This is a genomic window from Pseudomonas grimontii, assembly GCF_007858185.1.
Lineage (GTDB): Bacteria > Pseudomonadota > Gammaproteobacteria > Pseudomonadales > Pseudomonadaceae > Aquipseudomonas > Aquipseudomonas grimontii.
Genome location: NZ_VFES01000003.1, coordinates 168531 through 184121 on the forward strand (window position 1 = coordinate 168531; position 15591 = coordinate 184121).

At 60.9% G+C, this 15591-nt stretch carries 12 protein-coding genes and 1 pseudogene; 4 read left to right on the forward strand and 9 right to left on the reverse strand.

From position 1 onward, the window contains the following. Positions 1–22 precede the first annotated feature (22 nt). Positions 23–403 carry a COG4315 family predicted lipoprotein gene (locus tag FIV39_RS07400; RefSeq protein ID WP_090401401.1) on the reverse strand — a complete coding sequence of 127 codons (381 nt, stop codon included), beginning with the start codon at positions 401–403 and terminating at the stop codon, positions 23–25. Positions 404–557: 154 nt separating this feature from the next. On the opposite strand from FIV39_RS07400, the gene phoB reads away from it, so the two are divergent. The 3 genes from phoB to FIV39_RS07415 all read left to right on the forward strand — a co-directional run bounded on the left by phoB (position 558) and on the right by FIV39_RS07415 (position 4284). Next, positions 558–1247 (forward strand): phosphate regulon transcriptional regulator PhoB, encoded by a 690-nt coding sequence (phoB, locus tag FIV39_RS07405; RefSeq protein WP_003176964.1) that lies wholly within the window; start codon positions 558–560, stop codon positions 1245–1247. A gap of 103 nt (positions 1248–1350) precedes the next feature. Beyond that, positions 1351–2673, forward strand: coding sequence for a phosphate regulon sensor histidine kinase PhoR (phoR, locus tag FIV39_RS07410; protein ID WP_090401400.1), 1323 nt, complete (start codon positions 1351–1353; stop codon positions 2671–2673). A gap of 270 nt (positions 2674–2943) precedes the next feature. Further along, positions 2944–4284 (forward strand): hemolysin family protein, encoded by a 1341-nt coding sequence (locus tag FIV39_RS07415; protein WP_090401399.1) that lies wholly within the window; start codon positions 2944–2946, stop codon positions 4282–4284. 3 nt (positions 4285–4287) lie between these two features. Here the strand turns inward: FIV39_RS07415 and FIV39_RS07420 are convergent, their stop codons facing one another. The 8 genes and pseudogenes from FIV39_RS07420 to FIV39_RS07455 all read right to left on the reverse strand — a co-directional run bounded on the left by FIV39_RS07420 (position 4288) and on the right by FIV39_RS07455 (position 14743). Beyond that, complete coding sequence (locus tag FIV39_RS07420; protein WP_090401398.1) at positions 4288–4959, reverse strand: M23 family metallopeptidase; 672 nt, start codon at positions 4957–4959, stop codon at positions 4288–4290. Positions 4960–5216: 257 nt separating this feature from the next. Then, a complete protein-coding gene (locus FIV39_RS07425; protein WP_090401397.1) occupies positions 5217–6125 on the reverse strand; it encodes a response regulator in 909 nt (302 codons plus the stop codon). Between the two features lie 168 nt (positions 6126–6293). After that, a complete protein-coding gene (gene phoU, locus FIV39_RS07430) occupies positions 6294–7055 on the reverse strand; it encodes a phosphate signaling complex protein PhoU (RefSeq protein ID WP_090401396.1) in 762 nt (253 codons plus the stop codon). Positions 7056–7170: 115 nt separating this feature from the next. Continuing rightward, on the reverse strand, positions 7171–8004 hold the full coding sequence (gene pstB, locus FIV39_RS07435) for a phosphate ABC transporter ATP-binding protein PstB (RefSeq protein WP_090401395.1): 834 nt from the start codon (positions 8002–8004) through the stop codon (positions 7171–7173). 93 nt (positions 8005–8097) lie between these two features. Beyond that, complete coding sequence (pstA, locus tag FIV39_RS07440) at positions 8098–9768, reverse strand: phosphate ABC transporter permease PstA (protein WP_090401394.1); 1671 nt, start codon at positions 9766–9768, stop codon at positions 8098–8100. A gap of 15 nt (positions 9769–9783) precedes the next feature. Further along, positions 9784–11817: pseudogene (locus FIV39_RS07445) on the reverse strand (ABC transporter permease subunit). A gap of 386 nt (positions 11818–12203) precedes the next feature. Next, complete coding sequence (locus FIV39_RS07450) at positions 12204–13190, reverse strand: phosphate ABC transporter substrate-binding protein PstS (protein ID WP_090401393.1); 987 nt, start codon at positions 13188–13190, stop codon at positions 12204–12206. A 263-nt stretch (positions 13191–13453) separates the two neighbouring features. Further along, positions 13454–14743 (reverse strand): MFS transporter, encoded by a 1290-nt coding sequence (locus tag FIV39_RS07455; protein ID WP_090401392.1) that lies wholly within the window; start codon positions 14741–14743, stop codon positions 13454–13456. Between the two features lie 410 nt (positions 14744–15153). Between FIV39_RS07455 and FIV39_RS07460 the strand changes: the two genes are divergently transcribed. After that, complete coding sequence (locus FIV39_RS07460) at positions 15154–15558, forward strand: acyl-CoA thioesterase (protein WP_003176975.1); 405 nt, start codon at positions 15154–15156, stop codon at positions 15556–15558. The last annotated feature ends 33 nt before the right edge of the window (positions 15559–15591 follow it).

The window sequence follows — 15591 nt, forward strand, 5'->3', positions numbered from 1 at the left end:
CCCTCACCGCTAGTGGGCCGGATCAGGGCTTGGCGACTTTCCAGGCGCCGTCCATTTTGCCGTCGCCGGTCGTGTCGCCGGCCTTTTTGTCCATCACGAAGGTATAGAGAGGCTTGCCGCTGTAGGCCCATTGGCCCTTTTGATCGTCGCGGGTGATAACGGTCCACTTGCCCATGGGTTTGTCGGTGGACTCGGCCATCAAGGGCGGCCAGTTGGTGGCGCACTTGTCGTTACACATGGACTTGCCATCGGCGTCCTTGGCGAAGGTGTAGAGCGTCATGCCCTTGTGATCCACCAACATCCCGTCTTTCGTCATCGCCGGGTCTGCAGCAAACGCCAGTGTCGGCAGCGTCAACGCCGCCGTGACCAGCAGGGCCTTCCAGGAAAAAGTACTGTGAGTCATCGGAACCTTCCTTTTGTGGTTGTCAGGATTCGGACTCAAAGCGTAGTCCAGAGAGGCGCGAATTGCCCAAGCGACTAAATTACTGTCACACGACTGCAATAATTCCGTTATCTAATGCGGCGCAAGACAGTTAAATGACAAGAGGATTTTAGGCATGGTTGGCAGGAGCATTCTGATTGTTGACGACGAAGCGCCCATCCGCGAGATGATCGCCGTTGCGTTGGAAATGGCCGGCTATGACTGCCTGGAGGCGGAGAACTCCCAGCAGGCCCATGCCATTATCGTCGACCGCAAGCCGGACCTGATCCTGCTGGACTGGATGCTGCCCGGCACCTCCGGCATCGAACTGGCCCGCCGCCTCAAGCGCGATGAACTGACCGGGGATATTCCGATCATCATGCTCACCGCCAAGGGCGAAGAGGACAACAAGATCCAGGGCCTGGAAGTCGGCGCCGACGACTACATCACCAAGCCGTTTTCCCCACGGGAGCTGGTGGCGCGCCTGAAAGCCGTACTGCGCCGCGCCGGCCCGACCGATGGCGAGGCGCCTATCGAAGTGGGTGGCCTGCTGCTGGACCCGATCAGCCACCGCGTGACCATCGACGGCAAGCCGGCCGAGATGGGGCCGACCGAATACCGCCTGCTGCAATTTTTCATGACCCATCAGGAGCGGGCCTATACCCGTGGCCAGTTGCTGGACCAGGTGTGGGGCGGCAACGTGTATGTCGAGGAGCGCACCGTCGACGTGCATATCCGTCGCCTGCGCAAAGCCTTGGGTGACGCTTACGAGAATCTGGTACAAACCGTGCGCGGCACTGGCTATCGGTTTTCAACCAAAGGTTGAAACCTGGCTGCAAGTGATCAGCTACAAGCGGCAAGAAAAAAGCCGCCTCGCTCCGACTTGAAGCTTGCAGCTTGAAACTTAAAGCTGCTCCGAAGGACGCTCCATGAACCAAAACTGGCATGGCACCCTGATCCGCCACATGCTCCTGTTGATCACCGGCTGCCTGTTGGTGGGCCTGGTCAGCGGCTATTACGGCTGGAGCCTGGCCATTGGTATCGCCCTGTACCTGGGCTGGACCCTCAAGCAATTGCTGCGCCTGCATGAATGGCTGCGCCAGCACAAACCCGACGAAGCGCCACCCGACGGCTACGGCCTGTGGGGCGAAGTGTTCGACAGCATCTACCACCTGCAACGCCGCGACCAACGGGTACGCGGGCGCCTGCAAGCGGTGATCGACCGGGTGCAGGAGTCCACCGCCGCACTCAAAGACGCGGTGATCATGCTCGACAGCGATGGCAACCTGGAATGGTGGAACCGCGCTGCCGAGACCCTGCTGGGCCTCAAGACGCCCCAGGACAGCGGCCAGCCAGTGACCAACCTGGTGCGCCACCCTCGCTTCAAGGAGTATTTCGAGCAGGAAAATTACGAAGAAGCGCTGGAAATCCCCTCGCCGACCAACGACCGCGTGCGTATCCAGCTGTACCTGACGCGCTACGGCAACAACGAACACCTGATGCTGGTGCGCGATGTAACCCGCATTCACCAGTTGGAACAGATGCGCAAAGACTTCGTCGCCAACGTTTCCCACGAACTGCGCACGCCATTGACGGTGATCTGCGGCTATCTGGAGACGCTGCTGGACAACGTCGACGAGATCAACCCGCGCTGGAGCCGTGCCCTGCAGCAAATGCAGCAGCAGGGTTCACGCATGCAGACCTTGCTCAACGACCTGCTGTTGCTGGCCAAGCTGGAGGCGACCGATTACCCGTCGGACAACCACCCGGTGGCCGTGCAAAGCCTGTTGCAGACCATCAAGAACGATGCCCAGGCCCTCTCCGGCCAACGCGGCCAACAGATCACCCTGGAAGCCGACCCGACCGTGCTGCTCAAAGGCAGCGAGGGCGAGTTGCGCAGTGCATTTTCCAATCTGGTGTTTAACGCCGTGAAGTACACCCAGGACAAGGGCAATATCCGCATCCGCTGGTGGGCCGACGAACAGGGCGCACACCTGAGCGTGCAGGATTCCGGCATCGGCATCGACGCCAAGCATCTGCCGCGCCTGACCGAACGTTTCTACCGCGTCGACTCCAGCCGCAACTCCAACACCGGCGGCACCGGGCTGGGCCTGGCCATCGTCAAGCATGTGCTGCTGCGCCACCGCGCACGCCTGGAAATCAGCAGCGTGCTGGGGCATGGCAGTACGTTTACCTGCCATTTTCCTCCAGCGCAGATGACCCGTTCGCGGCTCGTCGGAAATGACGAATAACTCAAACACAGCACAAAACCAAATGTGGGAGGGGGCTTGCTCCCGATGGCGGTGCATCAGTATCAGATATGCTGACTGACACACTGCTATCGGGAGCAAGCCCCCTCCCACAATTGGAATTGTGCTGTTTCGAATAAGGCATTCCACACCCCACCCGGCGGCAACCACTAGGCAAGCGCCCCGTCAGCCGCTACATTGGCCGACTTGCGCCTGCCTTTCAGGCCCTTCTGTCCCCCCTTATTGAACACACGGAACCTGCAAAACCCAATCATGGACCCTTCCCCTGGTATCACCCTCGCCACACTCTTCGCCGATTTCGGCATGATTCTTTTTGCTCTGATCCTGGTACTGCTCAACGGTTTTTTCGTTGCGGCGGAATTTGCCATGGTCAAACTGCGCTCGACCCGGGTCGAGGCCATCGCCCACACCAACGGCTGGCGCGGACAAATCCTGCGCACCGTGCACAATCAGCTCGACGCCTACCTGTCGGCCTGCCAGTTGGGTATCACCCTGGCTTCCCTGGGCCTGGGCTGGGTCGGTGAGCCGGCGTTCGCGCATATCCTCGAACCGCTGCTGGGCGCGGTAGGCGTCGAATCGCCGGAAGTGATCAAGGGCGTGTCGTTCTTTGCCGCGTTCTTCGTGATTTCCTACCTGCACATCGTGGTCGGTGAACTGGCGCCCAAGTCCTGGGCCATTCGCAAGCCCGAGTTGCTGTCGCTGTGGACGGCGGTGCCGCTGTACCTGTTCTACTGGGCCATGTACCCGGCGATCTACCTGCTCAACGCCAGCGCCAACGCGATCCTGCGCATCGCCGGCCAAGGCGAGCCCGGCCCGCACCACGAGCACCATTACAGCCGCGAAGAGCTCAAGCTGATCCTGCACTCCAGCCGTGGCCAGGACCCGAGCGACCAAGGCATGCGCGTACTGGCTTCGGCCGTGGAAATGGGCGAGCTGGAAGTGGTGGACTGGGCCAACTCCCGTGAAGACCTGGTGACCCTGGACTTCAACGCCCCGCTCAAGGAAATCCTCGCGCTGTTCCGCCGCCATAAATTCAGCCGATACCCGGTGTATGACGCAGTGCGCAACGAGTTTGTCGGCCTGTTGCACATCAAGGACCTGCTGCTGGAACTGGCGGCCCTGGACCACATCCCCGAGTCGTTCAACCTGGCCGAACTGACCCGCCCGCTGGAACGTGTGTCGCGGCACATGCCGTTGTCGCAGTTGCTGGAGCAGTTCCGCAAAGGCGGCGCGCACTTTGCCCTGGTGGAAGAAGCCGACGGCAAGATCATCGGCTACCTGACCATGGAAGACGTGCTGGAAGTGCTGGTAGGCGATATTCAGGACGAACACCGCAAGGCCGAGCGCGGCATCCTCGCCTACCAGCCCGGCAAACTGCTGGTACGGGGCGACACGCCGCTGTTCAAGGTAGAACGGCTGCTGGGTGTCGACCTGGACCACATTGAGGCCGAAACCCTCGCAGGGCTGATCTACGACACGCTCAAACGGGTGCCGGAAGAGGAAGAAGTGCTGGAGGTTGAAGGTTTGCGGATCATCATCAAGAAGATGAAAGGTCCGAAGATCGTGCTGGCCAAGGTCCTGCTGCTGGACTGACCCTCAATTGCCCAATGCAAAATTGGGCAATGTCCCGACCGGCTGGTTGAATTCGTAAGGAATCGACACCAGCCCGGCCTCGGTACTCTGCTGCACCACAAAGTGCAGGTGCGGCCCGCTGCTGTTGCCGGTATTGCCCGACAACCCCAGCGCGCTGCCTACCGCCACGCGCTGCCCTGCCCTTACACTGACCGAACCTTGCTTGAGGTGCAGATACACGCCCTGGCTGCCGTCATCGTGCTGCACTCGCACGAAATTGCCTGACGCATCGTTGCCGCGTCCGATCTGGCTATTCTCGATTTTCACCACCACACCGCTGCGCGCCGCAATGATCGGCGTGCCTTCGGGCATGGCAATGTCCATGGCATAGCGACTTTTGGCGTCGGTGTGGCTGAAGCTGCCGTTGGGGCCTTGGGTCAGGCGGAACGGACCGCCACGCCAGGGCAGGGGGTAGCGGTAGGCTTGTTGTGGGTAACCGGTTTTTGGCCTGTCGAGTACCGGCCGCTGCACACGCTCCACCTTACGCTCCTGGATCACGAACGCCTGGGCCCCGGGGGTTTGCCGGTCGCTGAAGAACACCATGCCGTTGGCATCAGTGGATTTGTAGAGGGTCATGGCCTGGGTCGAAGTGGCGACCGCAGCCAACGTGCAGGACAGCAAGAGGCGAAGGAACATGGCGCGAACCTGACAGGATGACTGAACGGCAAGCTAGCAACGGTTGATGACAATCTTGTAGTGAGCGGGCTTGCCCCGCGCTGGGCTGCGCAGCAGCCCCGAAACCAGGCGCAGAGGCGTGCCTGATACACCGCATTCGTCTTCGTCAGGGGCGCTTCGCACCCCAACGCGGGACAAGCCCGCTCGCCACAGAGGTCCCAGCTTGCTGCGCGACAGCGCTACGTCGAAGAGGCAGTGGGACCTCCCTCACCACAAGGTCAGGCACCCGGCACAAAATGCTTCTGCGCCGTACCGCGCGCGATCAGCCGCGAGATGTAGTCGAGCTTCTGCGCATCCTGGTCGATAAAGCGGAAAGTCAGTTGCAGCCAGTCGCTGTCCGGCTTGGGTTCGAAGGCGACGATGGCGTGCAGGTAGCCGTTGAGACGGGCCACCTCAGCGTTGTCGCCCTGTTCCAGGTCGAGCACGGCGCTTTCCAGTACCTGAGGCAGGACTTCACCGCGACGCACCACCAGCAGCGCTTCCTTGATGCTCAGCGCCTTGATCACACATTGCTGGGTGCCGCTGGACAGGCGCAACTGACCCTGGCCACGGCCGCCGGTTGGTGCGGTGCCTGGTGCTTGGACCGGCGGGCTGTTAAGCAGGCCTTTGCTTGGCGCAGACGCGGCAGCCGCAACGGGGGCTGCACGCACGGCTTCGGGCTTGCCACCGGTCAAGGCGCTCAGGGAATCATTGCCGAAGGCCGAGTTCATCTTGGTCGGCGCGCTGGCGACCAGGGCGTCGAGGCGACCGACCTTGTGCAGGGCCTGCTTGACCTTGTTCAGCAGTTGCTCGTTGGTGAACGGTTTGCTGACGTAGCCGGAAACCCCGGCCTGGATCGCCTGGACCACGTTCTCTTTGTCGCCACGGCTGGTCACCATCACGAACGGCATGGACTTGAGGTGCGGCTGCTCGCGGCACCAGGTCAACAGCTCCAGGCCGGACATCTCCGGCATTTCCCAGTCGCACAGCACCAAGTCGAAGGTCTCGCGCATCAGGATGGTCTGGGCCTTCTTGCCGTTTACCGCATCTTCAAGCTTGATCCCGGGAAAGTAGTTGCGCAGGCACTTCTTCACCAGATCGCGGATAAACGAGGCGTCATCCACCACCAATACACTGACTTTACTCATCGACCCTTCATCCTATAAAAACTTCGGCACGCAAAACGCCTGACTGATGGCATTTTGCCAAAACTCTGTAGTCACGTTCGGACTTTCTTTTACCCGACTCGCAAAAAAATCGGGGGCCGCAAACAAAAACGCCCGACCAAAGGCCGGGCGTTAATTTCTCGGGCAACCTTACTTATCGTCAGATTCGCCCGGAACATTAGGGATTTGATCGGAGGAACCTTCAACTTCGGCCTTCATGCGCTTGAGGCCCATGTGCCGTACGTCGGTACCTCGCACCAGGTAGATCACCAGTTCCGAGATATTGCGCGCGTGATCGCCGATCCGCTCCAGGGAACGCAGCACCCAGATGATGCTCAAGACCCGCGAGATAGAGCGCGGGTCTTCCATCATGTAGGTGGCCAGCTCACGCAGGGCGGTCTTGTATTCACGGTCGATGACCTTGTCGTACTGCGCCACCGACAACGCCAGCTCGGCGTCAAAGCGCGCAAAGGCATCAAGGGCATCCCGCACCATGTTGCGCACCTGGTCGCCGATATGACGCACTTCGACATAACCGCGCGGCGCTTCACCCTCTTCGCACAGCTGGATGGCACGGCGGGCGATCTTGGTGGCTTCGTCGCCGATCCGCTCCAGGTCGATCACCGACTTGGAGATGCTGATGATCAAGCGCAGGTCGGATGCCGCCGGTTGGCGACGGGCGAGAATGCGCAGGCATTCTTCGTCGATGTTGCGTTCCATCTGGTTGATCTGGTCGTCGATCTCGCGCACTTGCTGGGCCAGGCCCGAGTCAGCCTCGATCAGCGCGGTCACGGCGTCGTTGACTTGTTTCTCCACCAGCCCGCCCATCGCCAGGAGGTGGCTGCGCACTTCCTCGAGCTCGGCGTTGAACTGCGCGGAGATGTGGTGGGTAAGGCCTTCTTTGCTAATCATGCGTTTGCTCCGCAAAAGCTGTAAGCCGCAAGCTACAAGCTGCAAGCTGATGTGTGTCGTTCCGTTGAACTGCTTTTACTTGCCGCTTGAAACTTGCGGCTTGCAGCTGCCCCAACTAGCCATAGCGACCGGTGATGTAGTCTTCGGTCTGCTTCTTCGCCGGATTGGTGAACAGGGTGTCGGTATCGCCGAATTCCACCAGTTTGCCCATGTACATGAACGCGGTGTAGTCGGAAACCCGCGCCGCCTGTTGCATGTTGTGGGTCACGATGACGATGGTGAACTTGGACTTGAGCTCGTAGATCAGTTCTTCGACTTTCAGCGTCGAGATCGGGTCGAGTGCCGAGCACGGTTCGTCGAGCAGCAGCACTTCCGGCTCCACGGCGATGGTGCGCGCGATCACCAGGCGTTGCTGCTGGCCGCCGGACAGGCCGAGTGCCGACTCATGCAGGCGGTCCTTGACCTCATCCCACAGTGCCGCGCCTTTAAGGGCCCACTCAACCGCTTCGTCGAGGATGCGCTTCTTGTTGATGCCCTGGATGCGCAGGCCGTAGACCACGTTTTCGTAGATGGTCTTGGGGAACGGGTTAGGCTTCTGGAACACCATGCCCACGCGGCGACGCAGCTCGGCCACGTCTTCGCCCTTGCGGTAGATGTTGGTGCCATAGAGGTTGATGGCACCGTCCACGCGGCAACCGTCGACCAGGTCGTTCATGCGGTTGAAGGTACGCAGCAACGTGGACTTGCCGCAGCCGGACGGACCGATAAAGGCAGTCACGCGCTGCTTGGGAATGTTCATGCTGACGTCGAACAGCGCCTGCTTTTCACCGTAGTACAGGCTCAGGCCCGGTACTTCGATGGCCACGGTTTCCTGGGCCAGGCTCAGGCTCTGTTTGTCGCGACCCAGGGCAGACATGTTGATGCCGTGGGAATGGGTGTCTTGTTGCATGGTCTCACTCCGTTCGTAGCTGCAAGCTTTTAGCGGCAAGCTGCAAGATTTGAGCAAAAGCGGCTTGTAGCTTGCCGCTTGTGGCTAATAGCTTTAGCTGTCCAACGCTTTGTATTTTTCGCGCAGGTGGTTACGAATCCACACCGCCGACAGGTTGAGCGTGGCGATCACCATCACCAGCAGCAAGGCGGTGGCGTACACCAGCGGCCGTGCGGCTTCGACGTTAGGGCTCTGGAAGCCGACGTCATAAATATGGAAGCCCAGGTGCATGATCTTCTGGTCCAGGTGCAGGTACGGGTAGTTGCCGTCCAGCGGCAGCGACGGGGCCAGTTTCACCACGCCTACCAGCATCAGCGGCGCCACTTCACCGGCGGCGCGGGCCACGGCGAGGATCATGCCGGTCATCATCGCCGGGCTGGCCATCGGCAGCACGATCTTCCACAACGTCTCGGCCTTGGTCGCGCCCAGGGCCAGGGAGCCTTCACGCACCGTACGCGGAATCCGCGCCAGGCCTTCTTCGGTGGCCACGATCACCACCGGCACCGCCAACAGCGCCAGGGTCAGCGAGGCCCAGAGCAGGCCCGGTGTACCGAAGGTCGGTGCCGGCAGCGCTTCGGCGAAGAACAAACGGTCGACCGAGCCACCCAATACATACACGAAGAAGCCCAGGCCGAACACGCCGTAGACGATGGCCGGTACACCCGCCAGGTTGTTCACGGCGATGCGGATAATCCGCGTCAGGGTGTTCTGCTTGGCGTATTCACGCAGGTACACCGCCGCCAGTACGCCGAACGGCGTCACGATCATCGCCATGATCAGGGTCATCATCACGGTGCCGAAGATGGCCGGGAAGATCCCGCCTTCAGTGTTGGCTTCCCGCGGGTCATCGCTGAGGAATTCCCACACCTTGCTGAAGTAGAACCCGATCTTGGTCATCGTGCCCATGGCGTTCGGCTGATAGGCGTGCACCACTTTGCCGATGCCGATTTCAATTTCCTTGCCGTTGCCATCGCGAGCGGTCAGGGCGTCGCGGTTGAACTGGGCGTGCAGGTCGGCCAGGCGCGCTTCGATGTCCTGGTAACGGGCGTTCAGCTCGGCGCGATCGGCATCCATGTCGGCCTGGGCGGCGGCGTCGAGCTTGCCTTCCAGTTCCAGCTTGCGGCCGTGCAGGCGAATGCGTTCGAGGCCGGCGTTGATCGCGCCGATGTCGGATTTCTCCAGGGTCTTGAGCTGGGCCGCCAGCTTGTTCACGCGGTCCACGCGGGCTTGCAGCTCCGGCCATGCGGCCTCGCCCTCAGCGATGACCTTGCCATCCTGCTTGACGTTGACCAGGGTGCCGTAGAAGTTGCCCCACTCACGACGCTCGATGGTCATCAGGTTCTTCGGCGTGGTCTGGTCCTTCAACCACTCGCCGACGATCCAGGTGAAGTCGTTGCCGTTCAGGTCACGGTTGCCGACCTTGATCAGCTCGCGGGTCATGAATTCCGGGCCCGCCTCGGGCACCGGCAGGCCAGCGCTTTTCAGGCGCTCGCGTGGCACTTCTTCTTTCTGCACCACTTCGCCGATGACGATATGGTTTTCCTGGCCCGGCACGTTGTAGTTGGCCTGGATCAGGTCAGCCGGCCAGAAGTGGCCCAAGCCACGCACGGCAATCACGGCCAGCAAACCAATGGTCATGATGACCGCGATGGACACCGCGCCACCGCTGATCCAGACGCCGGGAGCGCCGCTCTTGAACCATCCATTCAGGGAGTTCTGTTTCACAGACTTCTACCTTTCTTAAAGCGACGAGTATTTCTTGCGCAGACGCTGACGAATCAACTCGGCGAGGGTGTTCATGATGAACGTGAACAACAGCAGCACCAGCGCCGAGAGGAACAGCACGCGGTAATGACTGCCGCCGACTTCCGACTCGGGCATTTCCACCGCGACGTTGGCTGCCAGGGTGCGCAGGCCTTCGAACAGGTTCATCTCCATCACCGGCGTGTTGCCGGTGGCCATCAGCACGATCATGGTCTCGCCCACGGCGCGGCCCATGCCGATCATCAGTGCCGAGAAGATGCCTGGGCTGGCGGTCAGGATCACCACGCGGGTCATGGTCTGCCACGGCGTGGCGCCCAGGGCCAGGGAGCCCAGGGTCAGGCCGCGCGGTACGCTGAACACGGCATCTTCGGCGATGGAGTAGATGTTCGGGATCACCGCGAAGCCCATCGCCAAACCGACTACCAGGGCGTTGCGCTGGTCGTAGGTGATGCCGAGGTCGTGGGAGATCCACATGCGCATGTCGCCGCCGAAGAACCAGGTTTCCAGGTACGGGCTCATGTACAGCGAGAGCCAGCCCACGAACAGGATCACCGGGATCAGGATCGCGCTTTCCCAACCATCGGGAACCCGCAGGCGAATCGACTCGGGCAGGCGACTGAAGACAAAACCGGCCACCAGGATGCCTATCGGCAACAGCATCAGCAGGCTGAAAATTCCCGGTAGATGCCCTTCGACATACGGCGCCAGGAACAGGCCGGCGAAGAAGCCGAGGATCACCGTCGGCATCGCTTCCATCAATTCGATCACCGGCTTGACCTTGCGGCGCAGGCTCGGGGCCATGAAGTAAGCGGTGTAGATCGCCGCGGCAACGGCCAGGGGCGCCGCCAGCAGCATGGCGTAGAACGCCGCCTTCAGCGTACCGAAGGTCAAGGGCGCCAGGCTCATCTTCGGTTCGAAGTCGGTGTTGGCGGCGGTCGATTGCCAGACGTATTTAGGCTCGTCGTAGTTTTCGTACCAGACCTTGCTCCACAACGCGCTCCAGGACACTTCCGGGTGCGGGTTGTCCAGCAGCAGCGGCTGCAGCTTGCCGCCGGCTTCGACGATCACGCGGTTGGCGCGAGGCGACAGGCCGAACACGCCCTGACCTTCGACCACTGGATCCACCAACAGGGTGCGATGGGCGGTGCTGTGGAAGACGCCGAACTTGCCGGAAGCGTCGAGGGCAGTGAAGCCTTTGCGACGCTCTTCGGCGGTGATCTCAACGATAGGCGTGGTGCCCATCTGGAAGGTACGGATCTGCTTGAAGCGTTGCTCGCCATCCGGGTCGCGGGCCATGAACCACTGGGCCAGGCCGCCTTTGGAGTTACCGACAATCAGCGAGATACCGCCCACCAGCTGGGTGCTGGCGGTGACTTCGGCGGTGCCGTCTTCGAGCAATTTGTAGCGGCCGTTGAGGCTCTTGTCGCGCAGGCTGAACACATCCGCCAGGGCACGACCGTTGATCACGTACAGCCACTGCTGGCGCGGATCGATGAAGATCGCCTTCACCGGCTCGGTCATTTGCGGCAGCTCGACACGCTTCTACTCGCTGGTGACTTCACCGGTCATCATGTTTTCTTCGCGGCTCAGGGTCAGCACGTTCAAGTGCGAACCGGCCGAGCCGGCAACCACCAGCGACGAATCGGTGGCATTGAGGGCGACGTGCTCCAACGGGCGACCAGCATCGTCGAGCACGATCGGCGTTTCACCGTAGGGGTATTCAATCGCAGGCGTGATGGTTTTCTTGCCGTCCGGGTATGACACCTTATAGGTGTGGCGGAACACCAGGGATTGGCCGTTGGACAACCCGAGGATCACCAGCGGGCTGCCCGGCTGGTCCTCACCGATGGACGCAACGCTCACACCCGCCGGCAGCGCCAGGTCGACACGCTTGAGTTCGGCACCGGTCGTGACATCAAAGAACAGCGCCTGGCCCTTGTCGGAAACCCGCATGGCGACCTGGTTCTGCTCTTCCAGAGAGATCATCAGCGGCTTGCCGGCGTCCTGGATCCAGGCCGGGGTGAGCGCATCTTCCTTGGTCAGCGAGGCGCCTTGGAACAAAGGCGCGACCACGTAGGCGAGGAAGAAGAAAATCAGGGTGATCGCACCGAGAACGGCGAGGCCGCCGACCAGCACGTACCAACGGGTCAGACGGTCCTTGAGCGCGCGGATGCGGCGCTTGCGTTGCAGCTCAGGCGTATTGAAATCAATGCGCTTGGGGGGAGAAGTTGTCGTCATGGTGGAATTGGCCAGATCATTCATGCGCACACCCTAGCGATCCTGTATGACAGAAAGATGACAATGCAGTGACGCACGAAATCCGCCGCGAAGCAGGGCTGGCAGCGGATTGAAAATTAGTGATGCGGGAGCCGGCGTACCGGTTCCCGCAGAGGCAATCAGTTGCCTTCTTTCAGACCCAGGTCAGCCAGGGCCTTGGCGGCCACTTTGGCTGGCAGCGGGATGTAGCCGTCTTTCACTACAACTTCCTGGCCCTGTTTGGACAGAACCAGTTTCACGAACTCAGCTTCCAGCGGGGCCAGAGGCTTGTTCGGGGCTTTGTTGACGTAAACGTAGAGGAAACGCGACAGCGGGTATTTGCCGTTCAGGGCGTTTTCTTCGCTGTCTTCGATGAACTCAGTGCTGCCTTTCTTGGCCAGGGCCACGGTCTTCACGCTGGCGGTCTTGTAGCCGATGCCCGAGTAACCGATGCCATTCAGCGAGGAGCTGATCGACTGCACGACCGACGCCGAGCCAGGTTGTTCGTTCACGTTAGGCTTGTAGTCGCCTTTGCACAGGGCTTCTTCCTTGAAGTAACCGTAGGTGCCGGATACCGAGTTACGTCCGAACAGTTGCACTGGCTTGTTGGCCAGGTCGCCGGTCACACCCAGGTCGCCCCAGGTTTTCACGTCGGCTTTGCTACCGCACAGGCGAGTCGAGGAAAAGATCGCGTCGACTTGTTCCATGGTCAGGTGCTGGATCGGGTTGTCCTTGTGCACGAACACGGCCAGGGCATCCACGGCAACCGGGATAGCGGTTGGCTTGTAGCCGTACTTCTGCTCGAAGGCAGCCAGTTCGGTGTCCTTCATCTTGCGGCTCATCGGGCCCAGGTTGGAGGTGCCTTCAGTCAGCGCAGGTGGTGCGGTAGCGGAGCCGGCAGCTTGAATCTGGATGTTGACGTTCGGGTATTCCTTTTTGTAACCCTCGGCCCACAGGGTCATCAGGTTAGCCAGGGTATCGGAACCGACGCTGGACAAGTTGCCCGACACACCAGTGGTCTTCACGTAAGCCGGGATTGCCGGGTCAACACCTGCGGCCACCGCGTTGGCGGTCGCAACGCCAGCAGCGACAAAAGTCATTGCCGCCATCAAACGTTTCAGTTTCATGCCTTGCTCCTAGCAGATAGGGATAGTTGGATCGGGGCCAAGTATCGAGAGGCCGTGTGAACACTCTATGTCTGAAATATGACAATTGGATGAAAGGCCAGTATTGAAGAAGGTAGGTAATGCTCGTTCTCACGCTGTGCGTGGGAATGCATCACGTGACGCTCTGCGTCACCCTGCGTAGGGCTTGCGTCTTGCGACAGCATCGGGACGCGGGAGCGTCCCAGGCGGCGTTCCCACGCGGGAGCGTGGGAACGATCAGTAACTTAGCGGCCTTTTTTCCACAGATACCCACCCACCACCATCCCCATCACACACAGGACAGCCACGTAGTAAGCCGGGCCCATAGGGCTTTCCTTCATCAGCAGCGACACCGCCAGCGGCGTCAGCCCGCCGAACACGGCGTAGGCGACGTTGTAGGAAAACGACAAGCCACTGAAGCGCACCACGGGCGGGAAAGCTTTCACCATCACGTAAGGCACCACGCCAATGGTGCCGACGAACAGGCCGGTCAAGGCGTACAGCGGGAACAGCCAGTCCGGGTGGGCCATGAGGCTGTGATACAGGGTCCAGGAGGTCGCCAGCAGCAGCGCGCAACCGCTCACCAGTACGCGGCCGGCACCGAAGCGGTCGGCCAGGGCACCGGAGGCGATACAGCCCAGGCTCAAGGTCACGATGGCCAGGCTGTTGGCTTGCAGCGCAACGGTCGGGCTGAAGTGGTAGAGGGTCTGCAGCACAGTCGGGGTCATCAGGATCACCACCACCACACCGGCCGACAGCAACCAGGTCAACAGCATCGACAGCACGATGGCGCCACGGTGGTCGCGCAGTACCGCACGCAGCGGCAGTTCGGCGGCCAGGGTCTTGCGTTGCTGCATTTCGGCGAAGATCGGCGTTTCATGCAGCCAGCGGCGCAGGTACACCGACAACAGGCCAAACACACCACCGAGCAGGAACGGAATACGCCAGGCGTAATCCGAGACCTGCTCCGGACTATAAATAGTGTTGATCGCGGTGGCCACCAGCGAACCCAGCAGGATACCGGCGGTAAGGCCGCTGGTCAGGGTGCCGCAGGCGTAGCCGATATGGCGCGGCGGTACGTGTTCGGAGACGAATACCCAGGCGCCCGGTACTTCGCCGCCAATCGCTGCGCCCTGGATGACACGCATCAGCAGCAGCAGGATCGGCGCCCACAGGCCGATCTGCGCGTAGGTCGGCAGCAGGCCCATGATCAGGGTCGGTACGGCCATCATGAAAATGCTCAGTGTGAACATTTTCTTGCGGCCCAGCAGGTCACCGAAGTGCGCCATGATAATGCCGCCCAGCGGGCGTGCCAGGTAACCGGCGGCGAAGATGCCGAAGGTCTGCATCATGCGCAGCCATTCGGGCATATCGGCGGGGAAAAACAGTTTTCCGACTACGGTGGCGAAAAACACGAAAATGATGAAATCATAAAACTCCAGCGCCCCGCCCAAGGCAGACAGCGACAGGGTTTTGTAGTCGTTGCGGGTCAGCGGGCGCGACGGTTGCGCACTGCTTGCAGGCACGGAGGACATGGCAAGGCTTCTCTTATAGTAGTCAGCTTGATAAGGACGGCACGCCCGGGACTTGCGGCGGTCCGGCAAGATAGCAAATCGCTTGTAAAAGCACAGCGCCAGGAGAACAGTTGCGCGCAAAAGCCGCGATACAGCGCCTATTTACCGACCAAATGAGCGCCGGGAGGTCGTCGTGGCGCCAGGGTCTCGATATACTCGGCCCCTGCAAGCGCAAGACCCGCAGTCTTGAGGGGCTGCTGTGCCAAAACGTCGTTGGGTGCCATCCAGCCGATTTGGCAGAGTTTCCCTTTAGTACGCCTTACGAGAAACGTATCGAACGGAGTATGTTTGTGCTGAAACGTTTTTCCACTAGTCGGCTATCCACTTTGCTACATCTATAAAAAGCGTCACGGGTCAGAGGCACCCCCGGCATGATCGAACTCGAACAAGAAGATCCTATCCCGCAAGGCGATCTCGCCCTGCAAATCACCGCGCTCCCGCGTGAAACCAACGGTTTTGGCGATATTTTCGGCGGCTGGCTGGTCGCGCAGATGGACCTCGCGGGCACCGCCATGGCCAGCAAGGTTGCGGGCGGGCGTGTGGCCACCGTGGCCATTGATCGCATGGCGTTCCTGGTGCCGGTGGCGGTGGGCGCGCAATTGTCCTTCTATACTCAGGCCCTGGAAATCGGCCGCAGCTCGATCCAGATGATGGTCGAAGTGTGGAGCGACGACCCGCTGTCCAGCGAATGGCGCAAGGTGACCGAGGCGGTGTTTGTATTCGTCGCTATCGATGGCAGCGGCCGCACACGTTCCGTGCCTTCCCGCGCGCGTTAAACCTCGCGGGGTTTTGACGGTCAATTGCCCCAT

Coding starts and splice junctions, on each gene's coding strand:
- FIV39_RS07400 (WP_090401401.1), bottom strand. CDS start 403: ATGACTCACAGTACTTTTTCCTGGAAGGCCCTGCTGGTCACGGCGGCG.
- phoB (WP_003176964.1), top strand. CDS start 558: ATGGTTGGCAGGAGCATTCTGATTGTTGACGACGAAGCGCCCATCCGC.
- phoR (WP_090401400.1), top strand. CDS start 1,351: ATGAACCAAAACTGGCATGGCACCCTGATCCGCCACATGCTCCTGTTG.
- FIV39_RS07415 (WP_090401399.1), top strand. CDS start 2,944: ATGGACCCTTCCCCTGGTATCACCCTCGCCACACTCTTCGCCGATTTC.
- FIV39_RS07420 (WP_090401398.1), bottom strand. CDS start 4,959: ATGTTCCTTCGCCTCTTGCTGTCCTGCACGTTGGCTGCGGTCGCCACT.
- FIV39_RS07425 (WP_090401397.1), bottom strand. CDS start 6,125: ATGAGTAAAGTCAGTGTATTGGTGGTGGATGACGCCTCGTTTATCCGC.
- phoU (WP_090401396.1), bottom strand. CDS start 7,055: ATGATTAGCAAAGAAGGCCTTACCCACCACATCTCCGCGCAGTTCAAC.
- pstB (WP_090401395.1), bottom strand. CDS start 8,004: ATGCAACAAGACACCCATTCCCACGGCATCAACATGTCTGCCCTGGGT.
- FIV39_RS07450 (WP_090401393.1), bottom strand. CDS start 13,190: ATGAAACTGAAACGTTTGATGGCGGCAATGACTTTTGTCGCTGCTGGC.
- FIV39_RS07455 (WP_090401392.1), bottom strand. CDS start 14,743: ATGTCCTCCGTGCCTGCAAGCAGTGCGCAACCGTCGCGCCCGCTGACC.
- FIV39_RS07460 (WP_003176975.1), top strand. CDS start 15,154: ATGATCGAACTCGAACAAGAAGATCCTATCCCGCAAGGCGATCTCGCC.